Annotated in this window: 19 protein-coding genes; 15 read left to right on the top strand and 4 right to left on the bottom strand. The window is 68.0% G+C overall.

What is annotated here, in order from left to right:
* The first annotated feature begins 56 nt into the window (after positions 1-56).
* The 9 genes from JWN97_RS06640 (at position 57) to JWN97_RS06600 (ending at position 9,429) form a co-directional block, all read left to right on the top strand.
* On the top strand, positions 57-356 hold the full coding sequence (locus tag JWN97_RS06640; protein WP_297620249.1) for a EutN/CcmL family microcompartment protein: 300 nt from the start codon (positions 57-59) through the stop codon (positions 354-356).
* Positions 357-426: 70 nt separating this feature from the next.
* Positions 427-720 carry a BMC domain-containing protein gene (locus JWN97_RS06635; protein WP_297620320.1) on the top strand — a complete coding sequence of 98 codons (294 nt, stop codon included), beginning with the start codon at positions 427-429 and terminating at the stop codon, positions 718-720.
* Between the two features lie 52 nt (positions 721-772).
* Positions 773-2,197 carry an aldehyde dehydrogenase family protein gene (locus JWN97_RS06630; protein ID WP_297620245.1) on the top strand — a complete coding sequence of 475 codons (1,425 nt, stop codon included), beginning with the start codon at positions 773-775 and terminating at the stop codon, positions 2,195-2,197.
* Between the two features lie 5 nt (positions 2,198-2,202).
* Positions 2,203-3,006, top strand: a complete 804-nt coding sequence (gene eutJ, locus JWN97_RS06625) for an ethanolamine utilization protein EutJ (RefSeq protein WP_297620242.1) — start codon at positions 2,203-2,205, stop codon at positions 3,004-3,006.
* Positions 3,007-3,032: 26 nt separating this feature from the next.
* Positions 3,033-3,656 (top strand): BMC domain-containing protein, encoded by a 624-nt coding sequence (locus JWN97_RS06620; RefSeq protein ID WP_297620240.1) that lies wholly within the window; start codon positions 3,033-3,035, stop codon positions 3,654-3,656.
* Complete coding sequence (locus JWN97_RS06615; RefSeq protein WP_297620237.1) at positions 3,653-4,897, top strand: malate dehydrogenase; 1,245 nt, start codon at positions 3,653-3,655, stop codon at positions 4,895-4,897. The genes JWN97_RS06620 and JWN97_RS06615 overlap by 4 nt, the downstream gene beginning before the upstream one ends.
* 1 nt (position 4,898) lies before the next feature.
* Positions 4,899-5,936, top strand: a complete 1,038-nt coding sequence (locus JWN97_RS06610; RefSeq protein ID WP_297620234.1) for an alcohol dehydrogenase catalytic domain-containing protein — start codon at positions 4,899-4,901, stop codon at positions 5,934-5,936.
* Between the two features lie 285 nt (positions 5,937-6,221).
* Entirely contained in the window at positions 6,222-8,036 is a 1,815-nt protein-coding gene (locus JWN97_RS06605; RefSeq protein WP_297620231.1) for a helix-turn-helix domain-containing protein, read from the top strand.
* Between the two features lie 196 nt (positions 8,037-8,232).
* Positions 8,233-9,429 (top strand): hypothetical protein, encoded by a 1,197-nt coding sequence (locus JWN97_RS06600; protein ID WP_297620228.1) that lies wholly within the window; start codon positions 8,233-8,235, stop codon positions 9,427-9,429.
* A gap of 96 nt (positions 9,430-9,525) precedes the next feature.
* Here JWN97_RS06600 and JWN97_RS06595 read toward each other — a convergent pair whose 3' ends face one another.
* From JWN97_RS06595 to JWN97_RS06585, 3 genes are all read right to left on the bottom strand, one after another.
* A complete protein-coding gene (locus JWN97_RS06595; protein WP_297620225.1) occupies positions 9,526-9,711 on the bottom strand; it encodes a hypothetical protein in 186 nt (61 codons plus the stop codon).
* A 375-nt stretch (positions 9,712-10,086) separates the two neighbouring features.
* On the bottom strand, positions 10,087-10,926 hold the full coding sequence (locus tag JWN97_RS06590) for an alpha/beta fold hydrolase (protein ID WP_297620222.1): 840 nt from the start codon (positions 10,924-10,926) through the stop codon (positions 10,087-10,089).
* Complete coding sequence (locus JWN97_RS06585; protein ID WP_297620219.1) at positions 10,923-12,008, bottom strand: YihY/virulence factor BrkB family protein; 1,086 nt, start codon at positions 12,006-12,008, stop codon at positions 10,923-10,925. The genes JWN97_RS06590 and JWN97_RS06585 overlap by 4 nt, the downstream gene beginning before the upstream one ends.
* Before the next feature lie 232 nt (positions 12,009-12,240).
* Between JWN97_RS06585 and JWN97_RS06580 the strand changes: the two genes are divergently transcribed.
* From JWN97_RS06580 to JWN97_RS21185, 6 genes are all read left to right on the top strand, one after another.
* Positions 12,241-13,002: a hypothetical protein gene (locus tag JWN97_RS06580; protein WP_297620216.1), complete on the top strand. Its 762-nt coding sequence runs from the start codon at positions 12,241-12,243 to the stop codon at positions 13,000-13,002.
* A 107-nt stretch (positions 13,003-13,109) separates the two neighbouring features.
* Positions 13,110-13,463 carry a phage holin family protein gene (locus tag JWN97_RS06575; RefSeq protein WP_297620213.1) on the top strand — a complete coding sequence of 118 codons (354 nt, stop codon included), beginning with the start codon at positions 13,110-13,112 and terminating at the stop codon, positions 13,461-13,463.
* 41 nt (positions 13,464-13,504) lie between these two features.
* A complete protein-coding gene (locus JWN97_RS06570) occupies positions 13,505-14,035 on the top strand; it encodes a hypothetical protein (protein ID WP_297620210.1) in 531 nt (176 codons plus the stop codon).
* A 468-nt stretch (positions 14,036-14,503) separates the two neighbouring features.
* Positions 14,504-15,007, top strand: coding sequence for a hypothetical protein (locus JWN97_RS06565; protein ID WP_297620207.1), 504 nt, complete (start codon positions 14,504-14,506; stop codon positions 15,005-15,007).
* Positions 15,008-15,515: 508 nt separating this feature from the next.
* Positions 15,516-15,875, top strand: a complete 360-nt coding sequence (locus tag JWN97_RS21190; protein ID WP_363321260.1) for a GAF domain-containing protein — start codon at positions 15,516-15,518, stop codon at positions 15,873-15,875.
* A complete protein-coding gene (locus JWN97_RS21185; protein WP_363321259.1) occupies positions 15,872-16,105 on the top strand; it encodes an ANTAR domain-containing protein in 234 nt (77 codons plus the stop codon). Before JWN97_RS21190 ends, JWN97_RS21185 begins: the two co-directional genes overlap by 4 nt.
* A gap of 1,211 nt (positions 16,106-17,316) precedes the next feature.
* On the opposite strand, the gene JWN97_RS06560 is transcribed toward JWN97_RS21185, so the two are convergent.
* A complete protein-coding gene (locus tag JWN97_RS06560; RefSeq protein WP_297620204.1) occupies positions 17,317-18,525 on the bottom strand; it encodes an IS110 family transposase in 1,209 nt (402 codons plus the stop codon).
* Positions 18,526-18,871: the final 346 nt, after the last annotated feature.

The following is an 18,871-nucleotide window of genomic DNA, read 5'->3' as shown; positions in this document are numbered from 1 at the left end:
CAACGTTCTACTCCAGAGAGTGATGCACGACACACTCTCGGACTGGAGGTAGGAACATGGAACTGGCACGTGTACAGGGCCAGGTGGTCTCGACCGTGAAGCAATCGGGGCTCACCGGTTTCACGCTGCTTCTCCTTCGCCCGGTGGACGCCTCCGGGACCGAGATCGACACGGCCGCGACCTTCGTCGCAATCGACTTGGTGGGCGCCGGCACCGGAGAGGTCGTCCTGGTCACGCGCGGCGGTGGTGCACGAGTGCCGACGAACAGCGCCAGCACGCCGACCGACGCCGCAGCTGTCGCGATCGTCGACTCGGTCTCCGTCGGTCAGCAGTCGATCTTCTCCACGGGCTCCTAGCCCACACACCACCGACCGGATCCTCCGGCGGCTCTACACAGGAGGCACAGCCATGGCAACAAACAACGGGATCCCGACCACCGCTCTGGGGCTGATCGAGACCAAGGGACTGGTGGGGGCGATCGAGGCCGCCGACGCGATGGTCAAGGCGGCCAACGTCGTCCTGCTCGGTCGTGAGCAGATCGGCGGCGGCCTGGTCACGGTGATGGTGCGCGGTGACGTAGGTGCGGTCAAGGCCGCGACCGACGCGGGCGCCGTGGCCGCCGGCAAGGTCGGCGAGGTGCAGTCGGTGCACGTCATCCCCCGCCCGCACGAGGAGGTCGAGGCGATCCTCATGAAGCTCCCCACCCCGCCCAGCAAGTGATCCGACCGGACTCAAGAACACCTGAGCAGAGCTTGTGAGCAGGGAGGAACCCATGACTGCGTCAGTGGCTGCATCGGCCGTCGACTGGGACGCTGACCTCGCCGGCCTCGCCGAGGCACGGCGCAAGGCGATCGCCGCGCGTCGCGCGTTCGAGGCATTCGCCGACGCCAAACAGGCCGACCTCGACCGCATCGTGGCCGCCATGTCGGCTGCCGCCTCGGCCGCAAGCGAAGAGCTGGCCCGCCTGGCGGTCGACGAGACCGGCTATGGGGTCTACGAGGACAAGATCCTCAAGAACCGCTACAACGCCGACTTCGTCGCGAAGTCGATGGAGGGGATGCGCACCAAGGGGGTCCTCTGGGTCGACGAGCCCGGACGCATGACTGCCCTCGGCAGCCCGGTCGGCGTGATCGCGGCCATCATCCCGGTCACCAACCCGACCTCGACCGTCATCTTCAAGTGCCTGGCGGCCGTCAAGGCCGGCAACGCGATCGTCAACGCACCCCATCCGCGAGCGGTCCGGTGCTGCACGCGCGCCGCGGAGATCATGGCGGAAGCGGCCGTGGCCGCCGGCGCGCCCGAGGGCCTCATCTCCTGCCTCGAGCACGCCAGCATCGCCACGACGGCGGAGCTCATGCAGCACGCTGCTGTGTCACTCGTGCTGGCCACCGGTGGCGCGGGCATGGTGGCTGCGGCCTACCGCTCCGGCAAGCCGACGCTGGCCGTCGGCGCGGGCAACGTCCCGGTGTACGTCGACACGTCCGTCCCGGACGTCGCCGAAGCGGCCCAGATGATCATCACGTCCAAGTCCTTCGACAACGGCACCGCGTGCGTCGCGGAGCAGAGCGTGGTGCTGCACACCAGCATCGCCGAGGACTTCCTGGCCGCAGGCAAGGAGCGCGGCCTCTTCCTCCTGGACGAGGCGGCCCAACAGCGCCTCAGCGACGTCCTCTTCGATGCCCGCGGCGGCCTGCGGCCGGAGGCAGTTGGTCAGTCGGCCGTCGCCCTGGCCGGCCGGATGGGCATCACTGTTCCCGCGGACACCAAGGTCCTCGGCGCGGAGCTCGCCGGAGTCGGACCGGCGTACCCGCTGTCCGCGGAGATCCTCGGCCCCGTCCTGACGTTCTACCGGACCTCCTCCCTCGACGGCGCATTCGAGCGCTGCCGCGAGATCCTGGCCTTCGGTGGCGAGGGACACACCCTCGGCCTGCATGCCACCGACGACGCAGTGATCGCCCGCATGTCGGCGCTGCCGGCGTCCCGGATCCCAATCAACACCCCGTCGCTGTTCGGCGGCATGGGCTACAGCACGTCCATCGGTGCGTCGTTCATGTTGGGCACGGGCACCTGGAGCGGGTCCATCGTGTCGGACAACGTCAGCGCCCTCCACCTGATCAACATCAAGCGCGTGGCCTACGAAGTGCGGCCATGGCGCGACCTCTACAGCGGCGAAGCCGCCTCGCGGAGGCCTCGGTGATCTCCGTGGCACGAGACGTCGACGCCGTCCTGGCCGATGCCGCGGCGCGGACCAGCACGCCTCTGGCCGACCCCACGGGCTCCCTCTCCTTCGGCATCGACCTGGGCACGGCCACCGTGGTGATCGTCGCCGTGGACTCTCTCGGTGCCCCGGTCTACGTCAACGCCGCACGCCGCGAGGTGGTCCGTGACGGGATCGTGGTCGACTTCCAGGGGGCAGTCGAGGCCGTGCGGGAGCTCCGGGGCGAGGCGGCGGCCGTGCTCGGCGTCCTACCCGAGTCCGCCGCGACCGCATTCCCCCCTGGCGTCTCGGAGGCCGACTCCCGTGCCTGCCGCTTCGTCCTCGAGCAGGCCGGCGTCGAGTGCCGCGGGCTCGTCGACGAGGTCTCGGCCGCCCAGACCCTGCTCGAGCTCCAGGACGGCGTCATCGCCGACATCGGGGGCGGATCGACGGGCGTGGGCACCTATGTTGCAGGAGAGCTGGTGGCGTTGGACGACCTGCCCGGCGGTGGACACCACCTGAACCTGATCCTGGCCGGCTCGCTCGGAGTTGACATCCGTACGGCCGAGCAGCTGAAGCGGGAGGAAGGCACCGTCCACCTGGCCGCACTTCGCCCCGGGATCGAACGTGTCGCCCACAACATCGGACGACTCATTCCGCTGGGCGCAGACGGGCCGATCCATCTCGTCGGAGGCGCGCTCATGACCCCGGGCGCCGCCCGCATCGTCGAGAACTACCTCGACCGGCCGGTCGTAGAGCACCCCCACTCGATGCTGGTCACGCCGCTCGGTATCGCGCTCAGCCACTGACCCACGAATTCGAAGAGAGAGCCACGATGTCGAACTTCCAGCTCCGCACCTACGCATTCATCGACCGCATGCAGCCGCAGTCGGCGTCGCACGTCGCCGCGACCTGCCAGGGCGACGTACCGATCGCCGGCATGGCAGAGCTGTTCATCGAGGTGGCTCCCGGCAATGAGATCTTCCGCGTGATGGACATCGCCCTGAAGGCCGCGGACGTGCGCCCCGCGCTCCAGATCGTCGAGCGCGAGTTCGGGCTCCTCGAGATCCACGCCGCCAGCCAGGCCGAGGTGCTGGCCGCAGGAGAGGCCGTCCTCGAGCACCTGCAGCTCACCGAGGCGGACCGCGTGAAGCCCCAGATCGCTTCCGCGCAGTTCGTCACCAACGTCAGCCCCTACCAGGCCCAGCTCATCAACAAGTGGCGCAAGGGCAGCCTCCTGATGCCGGGCAGCAGCCTCTTCGTGCTCGAGGTGGCACCCGCGGCGTATGCCACCCTCGCCGCCAACGAGGCGGAGAAGGCGGCCAACATCACCGTGGTGGAGGTCCGGGCCGTCGGTCGCTTCGGCCGGGTCTTCCTGTCCGGCACCGAGAGCGAGGTCCTGAGCGCACGCGACGCGGCCGTCGCAGCCCTGGAGTCGATGTCGGGGAAGGAATCATGAGCGTCATCGGAGTCGGCGAGGTCGAGGCGGCGGACGGCACGCTCACCATCAAGCCGGGCGACGTGCTGACCCCACTGGCGCGGGACCGCGCGAACGAGCGTGGGCTCACCATCGTCGTCGCGGGCTCGCCCTCACCGGGAGGAACGGGTTCATCAGGACGCGGTACGCCGCCTTCCACGGAACAGAGCCCCGTGAACCTCTCCGACCCCGCCCACCCGCGCAGTGTGGACGCGAGCACCGTCAACGCGCTCTACCGTCGTGGCACCCCGGTCTCCCCCAGCCTCCAGAGTCGTCCCCGCACCAGGACCCCGGACGGGACGCCTCGGGCCGCGGTTATCGGGGCCGGGCACGTGGGATCGATCGCGACGGTGCGGCTCGCCGAGTCGGATCTCTTCGAGGAGGTCATCCTCATCGACCTCGTAGAGGGGCTCGCGGCCGGCATCGCCCTCGACCTGTGGCACGACGCCTCGATCGCCGGCTTCGCCACCCGCATAGTCGGCAGCGAGGAGATGTCCGCCCTGAGCGGCGTCGACTACGTCATCGTCACCGCCGGGAAGCCGCGCACGCCCGGGATGACCCGCACCGACCTCACGGCTGCCAACGCGGCGGTCGTGGGACCCGTGTGCGAGCAGATCGCCCGTCACGCTCCCGACTGCGTGATCGTCGTGGTGACCAACCCGCTCGAGGAGATGACCCACCTGGCACAGATCCGGAGCGGGTTCCCCGCCGAACGGGTGCTGGGAATGGCCGGCGTGCTCGACTCGGCCCGGTTCTGCTCGCTCGTCGGACTCTCAGGCGTGGCACTGCCCAGCGAGGTCGAGGCCTTCGCACTGGGCAGCCACGGCCCGGAGATGGTGGTCCCGCTCAGCCAGGCACGCGTCAAGGGCCGCCCGCTCACCGACCTCATGCCCGCCGACCAGCTGGCCGCGATCGTCGAGCGCACTCGCGACTCGGGTGCGGAGGTGGTGTCCCTGCTCAAGACCGGGAGCGCCTACTTCGCCCCGGGCCACTGTGCAGCCCTCATGGTGACCGCCATGGCGTCGCGCAGCGGGCAGGTCCTTGCCTGCGCCGTCGATCCGAAGGGCAGCTACGGCATTCGCGACACCCGCGTGGGCGTACCGGTCCGGCTCGGGCCCTCAGGCCTCGAGTCGGTGGTGGAGCTTGCCCTGCAACCCGGTGAGCTCACGGCGCTGCGAGAGTCCGCAGACCGGCTGCGAGAGCGCATCCACGAGGTGGCGTGACATGCGTGCCGTGGTGACGACGGGCGACGGAGGCGTTCGCATCGACTCCGTGCCCGAGCCCACCCTGCAGGATCCGCAAGACGCGATCGTCCAGGTCGAGCACACCGGCATCTGTGGCACCGATCTCCACGTCGTGCAGGGACACCTGCCGGGAGTGCAGGCCGGGACCGTCCTCGGTCACGAGTTCGTCGGCACCGTCCTCGCCGTCGGAGGCGCCGTCACGTCCGTCAAGGTGGGAGATCGCGTCGTCGGCACCGACTTCACCGCGTGCGGTCACTGCTGGCACTGCCGGCGCCAGGAGCACTGGCAGTGTCCGCAGCGCGCCTTCCTCGGGACCGGTACGTCGTTCGGTCCCGCCCTGGTCGGAGCGCAGGCCGAGCAGGTACGGGTGCCCTTCGCCGACACCGTCCTCGCGATGCTCCCTCGCGACCTCGATCCGGCCACCGCCGTACTGCTGTGCGACAACTTCCCCACCGGCTTCGCGGCAGCCCAGAAGTCACGCATCGGACCCGGCGACGTCGTCGCCGTGGTCGGCGGCGGGATGGTGGGTCAGCTGGCGGCCGTCGCAGCGCAGCTCCACGGCGCCTCCGTGGTGGTGGTGTCGGACCCGGTGGAGGCACGTCAGGCAGCCGCCACGAGCACGGGCAACCTGGCAACCGCACCCGACCGGCTCGTCCCCACGCTCCACGACCTGACCGCGGGCCGCGGGGCTGACGTCGTCATCGAGGCTGTCGGAAGCGCGAAAGGCCTGGACGCGGCACTGGTGGCGTGCCGTCCCGGAGGCACGGTCGTCAGCGTCAGCGCCCACGTCCAGGAGAGCTGGAACTTTCCGCTGGCGGACGCCTTCGCTCGCGAGATCACGTTGCAGATGGTGATCGGGGATCCCTTGCGGGACCGCGACCGCATGATCGCCCTCGCCGTAAGCGGTCTCCTCGCTCCCGCACGCGACCTGATGAACACGACTGACCTCAGGAACGCCGTTGACGCCTACAGTGATGTGGCTCACAGTCGTGCTCTGAAGATCGTCCTGACTGTCTGACGGGGGTCCGACCCAGTGCTTGGCCCAGGAGGGCCCATGACCGAACGCTCGACGATGGAGCAGTCACTGCTGTCGGAGCTCGGCCGGTTGTCAGAGGCGGGGCTGGACCGACCGACGATCCTGGCTCGGCTGGGCGAGGCCCTCGCCGCCAGCAACGGCACCTCGATCCGCGTCCACGACCTCCTCCTCGAGCACCTGCCTCCCTCACCGGGACAGGTTCTGCTGGGATCCGCGAAGGACGCTTGCGTCCACCCCAGTGGTGTCGAGCTGTCCGAGGCCGACCTGGTGCTGGTGGGCACCGCATCGCTCGCGCTGGACCGGTGGATGCTCTCGACTCAGATCGAGCGGGACATGGTCGAGGCCGGTCTGCTCCGGACCATCGCGACGCACATCCTCGCCGCGCGCAGCGTCGACGAAGCCCTGGCCGCTGTCACCCACGAGGCTCGGACCCTGCTCAGCTCGGACATCGCGGGCGTGATGCTCGGCGACGGCGACGAGATCGTCATGCGAGGGTGCGCCGGCAACCAGCGGGTCGAGACGGCCCGCCTGAGGATGCGACGCGGTCAGGGCCTCGCAGGGTTGGTGCTTGCGACCGGACAACCGGAGCGCGTGGACGACTACGTGTCCAGCCTCGTGATCACCGACGACTTTCACCACCTGGCGAACGACGAACAGATCCGCTGCGCCATGGGCGCTCCCATCCGGGTAGGGACTGCCGTCATCGGAGTCCTCGAGGTCTGGCGCCGTGACGCCATCGCCTACAACGACGTCGACTCCGCCCGCTTGGTCACCCTGGCCGATCTCGCCGCTGTCGCGTTCGACAACGCTCTGATGCACGAGACCAATGCCAACTCCCTGATCGAGATCGAACGTTCGCATCGCGCCCTTGCCAACCAGTACTCGGCCAACGACCGCGCCCTCCATGTCCAGCAGGAGCTCCTGGAGGTGCTCCTCCAGGAGCCGCGGCTCGGCGCCCTCCTCGAGGTGATCGCCCGAGCCACCGCGAGCACCGTGCACCTGCTCGACGCAGATCTCGAGCGTCTCGCCTCCCATCCCGCCGAGGCCGACCACATGGCGGCCTCGGAGCAGGTCAAGGTGATCACGCGCCACCACCCCAAGGGATCACCCCACACAGTCACCTGGACCAGCGGTGACGACCGTCGGTTCGCCATCGAGGACATCACCATCGGTGACGAGCTGGTGGGCTGGTTGTGCCTCGAGACCGACGCCCAGCCGGACGACCCGGCGGTCTCGACCGCCCTGAACCAGGCGGCGGTCGCATGCGCCCTGCGTCACCTGCAGGAGCAGGCCGGAGCGCGGGCACGGGCCCAGCAACGGGAGGAGCTCCTCCTTGAGCTGATCGAAGGGACCCAGGAATCCCGTCGAGCCGCCATGTCACGTGCCAAGCACATCCGCATTGACCTGCGCGGCAGCCTCCGAGTAGTAGTACTCGGGCCGAAGCAGCCGGCTCCCGGTCTGGAGACCCGTGACCTGCGTCGTGTCCAGCGCGCCGTCACCGAAGTCCTGCAGGGACACCAGATGTCGCGCGGGCTCTCCGCGGTGCGCGACGACCAGCTCTTCTTCGTTACTCGCTCACCGGACCTGAATCGCCTCAACGAAGTCCTGGCCGCTGCGCACGATGCCGCAGTTGCGTCGCAGCCCGTAGTACCCATGGCGTGGGGCGTCAGCAGCGAGTGCGCGCATCCACTGGAGCTGAGCGATGCTCGGATCGAGGCGGAGACCGCTCTGCGCATGAGCACGATCCGATCGCGCTCGGAGGTCACCTTGTTCGAGGACCTGGGCATCGTCGGCCTCTTCCTCAGCAGCTCGGCCGACATTGGCATGAGCCGTTTCGTCGCGGAGACCCTCGGCGCCGTCATCGAATACGACGCGCACAAGGGTTCCCAGCTGATGCACACCCTTGGCACCTACCTGGACTGCAACTGCTCCCAGACCCTCACCGCGGAGCGATTGTTCGTGCACCAGAAGACAGTGAAGTATCGACTCAACCTGGTGGAGAAGGTGTCGGGCCTGGATCTGTCGACGCACCGCGATCGCCTGCTCGCTGACATCGCCGTTCGCGCGGCCCAGCTGAGCTGACGCGCATCCCTCGTCGTCCCCTGGCCGGGGATTTGCGGGGCGCGCGCTCGATCGAGAGAAGGCCCCTGTCAAGGGGAGGCGGGGACAGTCTCGTCACCAGCGAACTGTCGAGCGAGGGCAGGAGAGTGAGACGCCGGTCACGCTAACTTTTTCGTCGCCCAAGCACGCGCCCTGCGCGCTGGTTCCGAGGAGAGACATGACGACAACGAGCTCTGCCAATAGCGCCAGCACCCCGGACGCTGCGCCCCCCGACCCGGCAGCACGTGTTCCGATGTTCGGGCCGGCCACACCGGTCGTTGCGATCGTCGTGATCTTCGTCGTGTCCATCGTGACGTGGTGGCTGATCGGTGATCCCCGATGGAGTCTGGTCGGCGCCAGGGCCGACAACCCCGCCGACGGGGCGACCACGTCAGCCATCGTGAGCTGTCTCTTGTTCTGGACGATCTTCGGCCACATCTTCACCGGCTTCACCTTCGCGAACTGGCCGTTCACGAAGCTACGGCAACCGCTCTCCGGCGTCGCCCAGGTGGTGGTCAATCTGATCATCGGCATTCTCGGCACGCTCCTGTTCACCCGCGTCGTCGGTCACTGGGACCCCACCTTCTCCGCCGCGACCGCGGGCGGGGCCGGCTACACGGCGGCGGCGTTCATCGTCCTGATCGGCTTCTACGCCTACGCCTTCGCATCGGCGAGCCTGGGCGGCTACCCCTTCGAATCGGTGACGGCGCCACTGTCCAGCGTCGCGCAGTGGTTCATGGCCGCCTTCATCACCGTCGTCGGCGTCGTGTGGTTGGTCTACCCGAACTTCAGCGCCGCCCTGGCCGCAAACGCCCCGGTGTCACTCCCCACCGCCGCGGGTTGGGTCTACTCCAGCATCGTCATCGTCATCGTCGCAGCGATGCAATGGCAGAACTGGCCGTGGGCTGGCATCGCGAACCGTCACCTGCGCTCGCTTGCCGCGCTCGTCATCACCCTGGGTGGAGGCTACGTCCTCATGCTCGCCTTCAAGGGCCTTCTGCACGGCATCATGCCGGGCTACGTGAAGGACGTTGCGGGGTTCCCCTTCGCCCTGGAGGCCGCGGAGCTCGGTGTCTGCTTCAGCCTGTGGTCGCTCATCTTCGGCCTCATCGTCGCCCCGAGCAAGATCTCCCCGGTGGCCGTCGCCCGAGCGGTTCGCACCGTCATCGTGACGGTGCTCGCGATCCTCACCTACGTGGTGTTCATGCGGTTCTTCGCCACCACGCTCCTGCACTTCCCGGCCACCAGGGACAGCTATGGCGGCAACCCGCTGTTGTGGATGGACTGGACCATCCTGCTCGTACTTTGGTACGCGGTCGCGTTCGGCGGGCACCTCGGGACGAAGCGCGCCAGGACTGGCGCAGCCCACAAATGAAGACCACCCGGACCCACGATTCCGTGGGTACGGGTGTCCTCGACGGCCTGAGACATCACACCGTAGCGGGGGCCTTTGATTTGAACCTGCGCAGGGTCATCGGCCGTTGCGGTGGTCCGCGTCGGTGGTGGCGCCGTACAAGTCGCCGCTGCCCGACTTGGCGAGGCCGCGACTGACCATGTAGCCGATGGTGAGAAGGCTGACGTACAACCACGCCTCTTGCGTGCCGAAGTCACTGGTGTCGGTCAGCGCCGCGGCGATGAGGACGCCGACGGCGACCACGACGTAAGCGATCAGCTCGGTGGTCTTGAACGACGCTTGGTCTCGGTGCTGACGCGACGAGAGGTCGTGTTGTGCTGGGTGTGCGAGGCGTCCTGGGTAGACATGTTGTCTCCCTGCGGCTGTTGACTGGTGTGCTGCTCTGGGGTCAAGGAGCCGCTGGCAACCGATTGGTCACCGTCACCGTTCCGTACCCCCATAGCTCAGGGACATCCCGTCCGCGGATGTGCCGTAGGCCTCCGTCGACTCGGCGTACGACTTTGTCGGCGAACGCGGCAGAAGCTGTCGGTCTCGACCCGGAGACCGAGACGTTCGTAACGCTCGCGATCGACACTCGGCGCGGGTACGCAGCAGCGAATCCGGGAGTCGCACTGCCACTCACGTCGCCGGTTGCGTGTGCCGGACGAACCACCTGATCTCGGCTGCGACGACCTCGGGATGTGTGCGCGCCACCCAATGGCCGTACGGCAGCGGGCGACGCTCGATCGTCTCGACGAACGGCTCGCTCACGGCGGCAGTGACCGGACGCACGGCGACATCGCGGGTGGGGACCAGCTGGAGCACTGGAACCTGGGTGCGCTGGTCGCGCGCGGACCGGGAACCCGTCGTCAGGTTGGCGCGGTAGTAGCGCAGTCCGCTGACCATGGTCCGCTGACCCATCGCGCCAAGGACCACTGGCGCCATCGGCGAGACGAGGAAAGGCACGTAGGACGACGACACGGCCTGGCCGGCCAGGTCCAGCAGTCCTCGCAGCGTCGGGTGCCTGAGGGTGCCACGCACCCACGACAGCACGTGCGTGAGGTTCGGACCGCTGATCGAGCAGAACGACGCAATCCGCTCCTCGGCGCCCGGACGGCACACTGCCTCCCACGACTGGATCGATCCCCAGTCGTGTCCCACGACGTGCACCGGCCTGCCAGGACTCACAGCGTCGATGACAGCGACGAGGTCGTTCGCCAGAAGGTCGAGGGTGAACGCGTCATCAGGCGCGCCCGTGACGGAGTCGCCTTGCCCGCGGGTGTCGTATGCGACGACGCGGTAGTCGTCCGCCAGCAGGTCGGCGACACCGCGCCACATCCGGTGCGTGTCCGGCCACCCGTGCACCAGCAGGACGACGGCACCGGCAGGGGCGCCACCCTCGAAGACAGCGAGATCAACGTCCCCGCGCGGAACGACCCGGCGATCGGTGAACGGGCCTTCCTCGGACAACGCACTCATCTCGTACCGTGATCAGTGCGCCGGCTCGACGTCCGGGCGGCGTCGGGGTCGTCATCCTGACCGGTCGTCTCCCGCAGGCGGCGACCGCGCAGCATGTCCTCGCGCTCTTTCTCGTCGGTCTTGTCAATCTTCCGGGTGTCGCGCGGGGGCAGCTGGATCTCCTCCTCCGCGTGCATCCCACCCTGCAGCTCACGGCTGCGCTCGAGCTCTGCGTCGAGTTCTCCGCCGAAGAGGAGGGCGAGGTTGGTGATCCAGAGCCACAACAGGAACGCGATGACGCCGGCGAGCGAGCCGTAGGTCTTGTCGTAGTTACTGAAGTTCGCAACGTAGAAGCCGAAGGCGGCGGAAGCGACGATCCAGACCACGATCGCCAGCAGAGCGCCAACACTGATCCAGCGAAACTTCGGCTGCTTCACGTTCGGAGTGGCGTAGTAGAGCAGCGCCACGATGAAGACAACGACGGCCAGCATCACGGGCCACTTGGCGATATTCCAGACCGTGACCACCGTTGAGCCCAGCCCGAAGGCGTCGCCGACCGCCTGCGCGGCCGGACCGGTGATCACCAGGCCCACGGCGACGAGTGCAGCCAGGACGACGGTCACAAGGGTGACCAGGAGCAGGAGGGGGCGCAACTTCCAGAATGGGCGACCTTCATCGATCTCGTACACCCGGTTCATCCCCCGGCCAAAGGCACCGACGTAACCGGAGGCAGACCACAGGGCCGTGGCGAGCCCCAGCACCAGGCCGAGGCCGGCGCTGGGGCTCTGGCTCAGTTGAACGAGTGTCGGCTCCAGCGTGTCCGCGGCGCTTGACGCCCCGACGTCCCGCATGACGTTGAGCAGCGCATCCACCGTGGCGCGACCGTCGCTGACGAGCCCGACCAGCGAGAGCATGGCCAGTGCCGCAGGAAACAGCGCCAGGACGGCGTAGTAGGTGAGTGCAGCGGCGAGGTCGGTGCACTGGTCGTCGGAGAACTCGCGCCACGTCTTACGAGCGACATAAGTCCAGGACGGTCTGGTCAAGTCTGCTGGGGACTCCGGCTTGTCGGTCTGCTCATGGGTCTGGGTGGATGCGCGTGCCATGGCGTCCCGTACCCACCACAGCCCCTCTCACCCTCCCGGTGAGCGTGTCGCGATCAACTCGGTGTGAGTGCCCACCGCAGGTGCCGCGCACAGGCAGCCGCGAACCCGGGCAATAAGCGGTGACGGCGACCGTTCCAAAGGGTGGAGTGCGATGCGGAACGGTGGGTACCGAGCGGAGTGACAGCAGACCAACTGCTCCAGCAACACCCCATCCCTCTACAGAGGAGGACGCATGACCACGTATGGAAGCGACCCACTGGGCACCACCCACACAGACCCGCTCGGCACGACCGACGCTCCCCCGCTCGGTGCGACCAGCACGGGCAGCACGACGGACAAGGCGAAGGACGCAGCGTCCGCCGCGGCCGACCAGAGCAAGCATGTCGCCGGTACCGCCAAGGACGAGGCGGCCAACGTCGCCGCAACCGCCACGGAGCAGGCCCGCAACGTCATCGGTGACGCCAAGCAGCAGGTCACCAGCCAGATGAGGGACCAGGCCACCACCGGTCGCGACAAGCTGTCAGAGACCCTCCGCACGCTAGGCGACGACCTGCAGCAGATGGCGCAGGGCCAGGGGCCGGCGCAGGGGATGGCAACAAACCTGGCGCAGGAGGTCTCCGACCGCGTTCGCGCGCTCGGCAGCCACCTCGAGAACCGTGAGCCCAGCCAGCTGCTCGACGACGCGCGCGACTTCGCCCGACGTCGGCCCGGCACGTTCCTGCTGGGCGCGTTGGCCACCGGCGTCGTCGCGGGACGCTTGTTCCGCGCCACCGCCGACGGTGCTGCAGCCGCCTCGCTCGCCGACACCGGCAGCACGGCCACCGGCACCACGGGCGTCGAAGCGACGGGCGGCTACAGCACGTCCGGGTACGACACCCCCGCCCCGGCTGGGTACGACACCCCGGCCACCACCGCACCGGCCTTCGCCACGCCGTCGAGCCTCGACCCCACCACCCCTGAGGTTCCCGGTCAACGGTACCAGGACCTGCCGTGACAGGGCCGACGGGAGTGGGCCCAGTCGCGGGCGGGACGATGCCGCCCGACTCTTCCGGATCGCACGCCGCAACCGGCGCAAGTGACGGCCGCAGCCTGGGAGACATCGTGGGCGACATCAGCCATGACCTCACCACACTGGTCAAGCAGGAGCTCGAGCTCGCTCGTACGGAGCTCAAGGCGGAGGCAGGCAGGGCCGGCAAGGGAGCCGGGATGCTTGGAGGGGCCGGCGTGGCAGCGCTCCTCACGGCGATCCTGGCCTCGTTCGCGCTGAGCTACCTGCTGGACAACTGGATGCCGGTTGAGCTGGCGTTCCTGATCACCACCGTGCTCTGGGCCATCGTCGCCGCCGTCCTGGCGTCGCGCGGTCGCGCTGAGCTGAAAAAGTCGAACCCGCAGCTGCCGAAGACGCAGCAGACACTCAAGGAGGACGCAGCATGGGTCAGAGCACAGAAGAACTGAGGGCTGAGATCGAGCAGACCCGTCAGTCGATGACGTCAGACGTGGACGCACTGCAGGACAAGGTCAGCCCGACAGCCATCGTCGAGCGACGCAAGCAGGCGGCCCGCGGTCGCATGCTCGGGGTGCGCGACAAGGTCATGGGCACCGCCCACGGCGTCGGCACGTCGGCGTCCAGCACCGTCGGGTCCGCGAAGGACGGCGCTTCCGGCACCGTCGACTCGGTGAAGGACGCCGCCCACGGCACCGTCGGCACCGCGCAGGACCAAATCCAGGGCACTCCCCTAGCTGCCGGCCTGGTGGCATTCGGCGCCGGCATGATCGTCTCGGCGCTCATCCCGGCTTCCGAGAAGGAGGCGGTGGCCGCCGGTCACGTCGTCGACGCCGCCAAGGAGCACGGCCAGCCGGTCGTGGACCAGGCGAAGTCGATGGCGCAGGACGTCGCCGATGACGTCAAGGAAACGGCCACGGACGCCGTCCATGAAGTCAAGGACGCCGCGACGGACTCCGCCGCCAAGGTCAAAGCCGAGGGCCAGTCCGGCGCCAACGAGGTCAAGTCCTCGACGCAGGGCTGATCCGCCAGCACGACCACGAGGCCCGTCCCGACAGAGGGGCGGGCCTCGTCATACGGTCAGGCGCCGAAGCTGTCCATCGTGACGCCCCTGGCGGCGCGCCCCGCCGTCCACAACGTGCTCCAGGACGTGGCCGGGCGAGAGCAGGATCGCGTCGAGGCCAGGCAGCTGGTCCGGACGGATCGCCGATTTCCTGAGCCGACGCGGCGAGAGGCCCAGCCCAGACAGGAACGTTGACCGCAAGGGAGGAAGTTGAGGCCCGTCCGAAGGGCGAAGGAGACCAGCATCATCGCCGTGGTCGCTCGACCCATGAAGTCGAGCCTGTTGCCCGTGGTCGTCGGTCGGTCATCAGTCTGCGCCCATCCGGCAACCCGCACGCGCCGCCCACCCAGCAGATGTGGCGCATGACACGGCCTTGTATCGGCATCCGTGGGTACGTCTCTCCGAACGTTTCCAACGAGAGGACTCCCCGTGAGCCGCCTGAACAACAAGGTCACCGACGCGATTACCTTCCCAGCCCGGACGGCCCTCGGCGCCGCGAGTTTCGGGCTGCGCACCACCGCCCGCGTGCTGGGCTGGGCAGCCGAGCAGGCCCTCGCTCGGGTTCGGGACACCCCCACCATCGCGGCGCCCGAGCCAGTGCGCACCGAGCGTCGGGCCGACCCGATGGAGGCCACCCGGATTGCGCCACAGAGGCAGGCAGCTAAGAAGGCCCGGGCGAAGAAAACCCCGGCCAGCCAGGTGCCTCTGAAGTCGGCGCCCACGCCATCGATGCCCGCCAGCGTCTCAACGATGGTGGCGCCCGACGAGGTCGCTCCCGCACCGAAGGCTCGAGCGAGGAAGGCTCCAGCGAAGAGGGCCAAAGCCAAGAAGGCGCCGTCGAAGCAGGCCGCTGTCCTGGCTCCCGCCCTCGGTCTGAGCGAGGCCGAGGTCGCGAAGGTCATCGACTCCGACACTGGGAAACCCGCAACCTAACGCGCATGGCGGATTCATGGTGCAGCCCGCGCGTCGCCGGCGTGTCGGCAGGAGCGCCCGGTGCCTCGGCGTGCAAGACACAACCAGGCGCTTCGACAACGCCGTACTGCGATCCGCAGCCTCGTCTCGCGTCAACCTGCGTGGTCGCAGCTTTCGACTATCAGAGTCGCGTGACGCTTCATCGTGTTGTGAGACGCGCTGTGCTTGCTTCGCAACACGGTGGAGTTCGGCGCGCGTCGCAGCATGTACTTCGGCTGCACCCTCCACGAACACACTTGGAGGTGCACTCGACTTCCGACGCCGACGTGGCTCATGGCGCGCCCGGGTGCTGGGCCAGGGTCGGGCACAGGTTGTTTAGAAGTGAACGCGGCGGGTACCCGTCCGGGTATGGAGCCCGTACCGGAGACGGCCGAGGCCTTCGCTGAGCTGAGCTCAGTCGACGCCGCCCACCTGCTCGGCGATTTGCAGGAGCGCGCCTCACGAGTTCGAGCGCTTGTTGCCGGACTGCGTGGGCCTCAGCCTGGCGTCCCTGGAGCATGGGGTGACCTTCACCCTGGTCGCGACGAGAGACGATGTCGCTGCCTTGGACGGCATCCAGTACCTCTTCGGTGGTCCGTGCGTAGATGCTGCCCACACAGGGGAGGTCATGACGTTCGAGCGCGGGGACACGGTCCTCGACGAGCACGGCTGGCAGCAGTTCGCTCGTGCGACGGCCGCCCACGCAATCTCATCGACCCTGGCGCTCCCGATCTCGGAAGGCGAGCGAGTGGTGGGCACGGTGAATCTATACGCGCATCAGCCACATCCTTCTCCGGCTTCCACGATGAGTTGGCCGGTATCTTCGGCGCCTGGGCGCCCGGGGCCGTGACCAACGCGGATCTGTCGTTCAGTACACGTGAGGTAGCGCGGCAAGCACCGCAGAAGCTTCGAGATGGCGCAGTGATCCAAGTGGCCGTAGGGATCATCGCGGCGAGCGGCGACCTTTCCATGGACGAAGCCCGGTACGCTTTGCGCGAAGCTGCACGACGAGCAGGGACCAGTGAGGTGGGCCTGGCAAGGACCGTCGTTGCGACCGTCAACGAGTACGGCAACGACTGATAGAGGGGCACTGGGCAGGCGAGTTCGCCCAGCCCGAGCACCCGCGAGTCGCAATCCGCGCCTGCCGTCGCCTGTAGCGAGTTCTCGATCTCGCCTTCCATCCGGGCCGTCCTCCGATCGTGAGCTGAGTCCGGTGATGTTGTGGCGTGCGCAGAGCCAGGCAAGGAACCACCTGCCCACGCGCAGCACGCGCACCGCGGCCTTCATATGTGGATACCTCCCTGATGCACAGGTGCAGAGGTGGTTCCGACAGTCGACAAACGCGACTGCCCACAGACCGCAGGTCACAGAACCCCCCTCGTTCTGCAAACGGTGTATGTCGGAATGGGCTTAGGACGGGCGGGAGCGCCTTGGACACCTACACGATGCGTAGAGATTCAAGACGCAAGGTGCGCGAAGAGGGCTGAGGGTGCAGTGCGATGTGTAGCGTGCATGTGGTCGTTTCGGTCACGGACAAGACGGTGGTCACGCTTTCTCGACGCGCGGTCGCCCCGCATGAAGGCGAACTCTTGGACCCCGTCCACCGAGCGGTCTGACCTCGCCAAGGCGGTCAACGGCCACATCGTCTCTGCTCGTCTCTGCCTCAACGCAGTTCAGGACGACTGCTCGCGCCGATTTCGCCTGGCCCGACGACCGCCAGCTCGAGGTCGCAGGACCGGTCCTCGGGACTGCGCAGTTGACCATGCTGTGCGTAGGCCAGTCAGCGTTCAAGGGCCTCGTGCTCGGCGCCCAAAAATTCGATTGCACGATCACCGGTTCGCGGGTCGAGCCTGTGCTGGAGGCCGCCAACATCAGGCCTGTCAAGGATCGCGGCATGCATCGGGTTTACATCGGCATGTCAGGACGGGCGCCCCTTCGGTCGACGCGAACGCCGCGCACCCTCCCCCGCCCGTCCTGGGACGGGCGAACCTCGGGCGGGCGCAAAATGGTGCTTTCTTCGTTCATAGTAGGGACGTGAAGAACGTCGCTCGGGCTATGCACCGGATCTGTCGCCGACATGAGCTGGTGGAGCCCTCGGATGACCAGAACCGCAGGTCAGCCCGGTGATGCTGAATCAGCAGGACCGTGGGCTGCGATGGACGGCACGTTGAATCCCAACGCCTGTCGGATGCGGCGTCACCGTCACGTCCACACCGGCTTCGTTGCTTGTGTCCCTCACCGCGCAGTTTGAGCGTGACCTGGAGGCACTGCACAGCGGCTCCCCTCTGTTGTCAACCGGCGGTCTGCAGGGTTCTCCCGGCTGGACTCTTTCGAGGCGGTCGTGGTGCGGCGTAGCGTCGTAGGTGCGGGTCCGGGAGTGGCTGATCCGAAGTGTCGATGTGTGGGGGAAGGTCGACCGCGCTGGATTGAAGAGTCGCCCCGCAGTGCCCTCCCGGGCCCGTTTCAGCAGCGGTGGCGTCTGCGACGAGCTGCTTGTAGATGGCGTCGGACAGGCGTCGCTTGAGGCAGCGCAGCGCCTCGGCCGGCTTCTTTCCCGCGGCTCGCTTGCGGCGGTAGTAGGTCCGGCCTTCGGTGTCGAGCCGCAGCTGGGTGACGGCAGCGATGTGGATGACGTGGTTGACCCGCCGGTTGCCGGCTCGTGAGAGTCGATGCCGGTTCTGCTCGCCCGATGATGCGTCCAGTGGCGCGGTGCCGGTCCAGGACGCGAACCGGTTGCGGTCGGCGAACCTGGCCACGTCACCGACGTCGGCAAGGATCCGCGCGGCGACGACAGGACCGATGCCGTGGATGTCCATCAGGTGCGACTGCCGTGCCTGGACCATCGCCTTTAGCTCGGCGGTCGCCTTCTTCATCTTCGCCTCGATCGCCATCAGGTCGGCGAGCTCCTCGGCGGCAATGCGACGTCGCGTCTTCCCGGCGATGTCTCGGGGTCGAACGCTGGCCAGCATGACCTTGGCCTGGCCCGAGGTGAGGTCCTTCTTCGCCTGTCCTGGCAGGAGTTCTGCGAGCAGCGCGTGGAGTCGGCACACGGTCTGGACGCGGCGTCGGGTGAGCGCTTCGCGGCGGTCGGTGAGCATCCGCATGGCCTCGAGCTCACCATCGCGGTGTAGCACGCGGAGGGTCTTGGTGCGTACTCCGACAACAGCGACGGAGTGGGCGTCGAGCGCGTCGGTCTTGCGGTTGTGGCCAGTGTCGAACAGACGGACCCGGGCGGCGAGCTTGGCCGGGACGTCGACGACGTTCTCGCCGGCTTCGAGGAGCCGTTGTGCGAGTGGCCGTCCGGCGCCGTTGGCCCCCTCGACGGCCCAGACCCGATCGGGCCAGGTGCTCGCGTAGGTGCGCATGGCTTGGTAGCCGGCATGGTCGGTGGTGAACCGCCCGGTGCCAAGCTTCTTCTCGTGCTGGTCGAGGACCTCGATGGTGGCCGACAGCTTGTGGGGATCGACGCCGATGACGACGCGACCGACCGGGTTGCTCATGTGGTTCTCCCGCCTGTTCGTTTCCGGATGGACGGCGAGGTGGGCATTGCTACTACGAGCTGGGCAGTCCCCTCTTGAGCCACGCCTCGTCAGCAGTGCTCAGCGGGCCGCAAACCGGACGAGGGCCACACCGCCCGTCGACGGTGGGCAGCCCAAAAGAGAGCGAGCCCGCCAAGCACCTGAGTCGAGTCTGGCCAGACACCGACCTTGGCGGGAGTCTCTAGACGGTATGGAGTGACCGGCTCGTCGTGAGCTGGTTGCGGGCCGGGGCCTCACTCACAAGATTCGTGGGTTACCGAGCAGGGGCTGCCTGCTCGGCCTATCCGACAATTGTGGGAGGCCCCGG

This window comes from Nocardioides sp. (assembly GCF_025965415.1).
Taxonomy (GTDB): domain Bacteria; phylum Actinomycetota; class Actinomycetes; order Propionibacteriales; family Nocardioidaceae; genus Nocardioides.
This window is presented reverse-complemented; position numbering and strand designations above follow the sequence as displayed.

Coding starts and splice junctions, on each gene's coding strand:
- JWN97_RS06640 (WP_297620249.1), top strand. CDS start 57: ATGGAACTGGCACGTGTACAGGGCCAGGTGGTCTCGACCGTGAAGCAA.
- JWN97_RS06630 (WP_297620245.1), top strand. CDS start 773: ATGACTGCGTCAGTGGCTGCATCGGCCGTCGACTGGGACGCTGACCTC.
- JWN97_RS06620 (WP_297620240.1), top strand. CDS start 3,033: ATGTCGAACTTCCAGCTCCGCACCTACGCATTCATCGACCGCATGCAG.
- JWN97_RS06615 (WP_297620237.1), top strand. CDS start 3,653: ATGAGCGTCATCGGAGTCGGCGAGGTCGAGGCGGCGGACGGCACGCTC.
- JWN97_RS06610 (WP_297620234.1), top strand. CDS start 4,899: ATGCGTGCCGTGGTGACGACGGGCGACGGAGGCGTTCGCATCGACTCC.
- JWN97_RS06600 (WP_297620228.1), top strand. CDS start 8,233: ATGACGACAACGAGCTCTGCCAATAGCGCCAGCACCCCGGACGCTGCG.
- JWN97_RS06590 (WP_297620222.1), bottom strand. CDS start 10,926: ATGAGTGCGTTGTCCGAGGAAGGCCCGTTCACCGATCGCCGGGTCGTT.
- JWN97_RS06585 (WP_297620219.1), bottom strand. CDS start 12,008: ATGGCACGCGCATCCACCCAGACCCATGAGCAGACCGACAAGCCGGAG.
- JWN97_RS06580 (WP_297620216.1), top strand. CDS start 12,241: ATGACCACGTATGGAAGCGACCCACTGGGCACCACCCACACAGACCCG.
- JWN97_RS06560 (WP_297620204.1), bottom strand. CDS start 18,525: ATGAGCAACCCGGTCGGTCGCGTCGTCATCGGCGTCGATCCCCACAAG.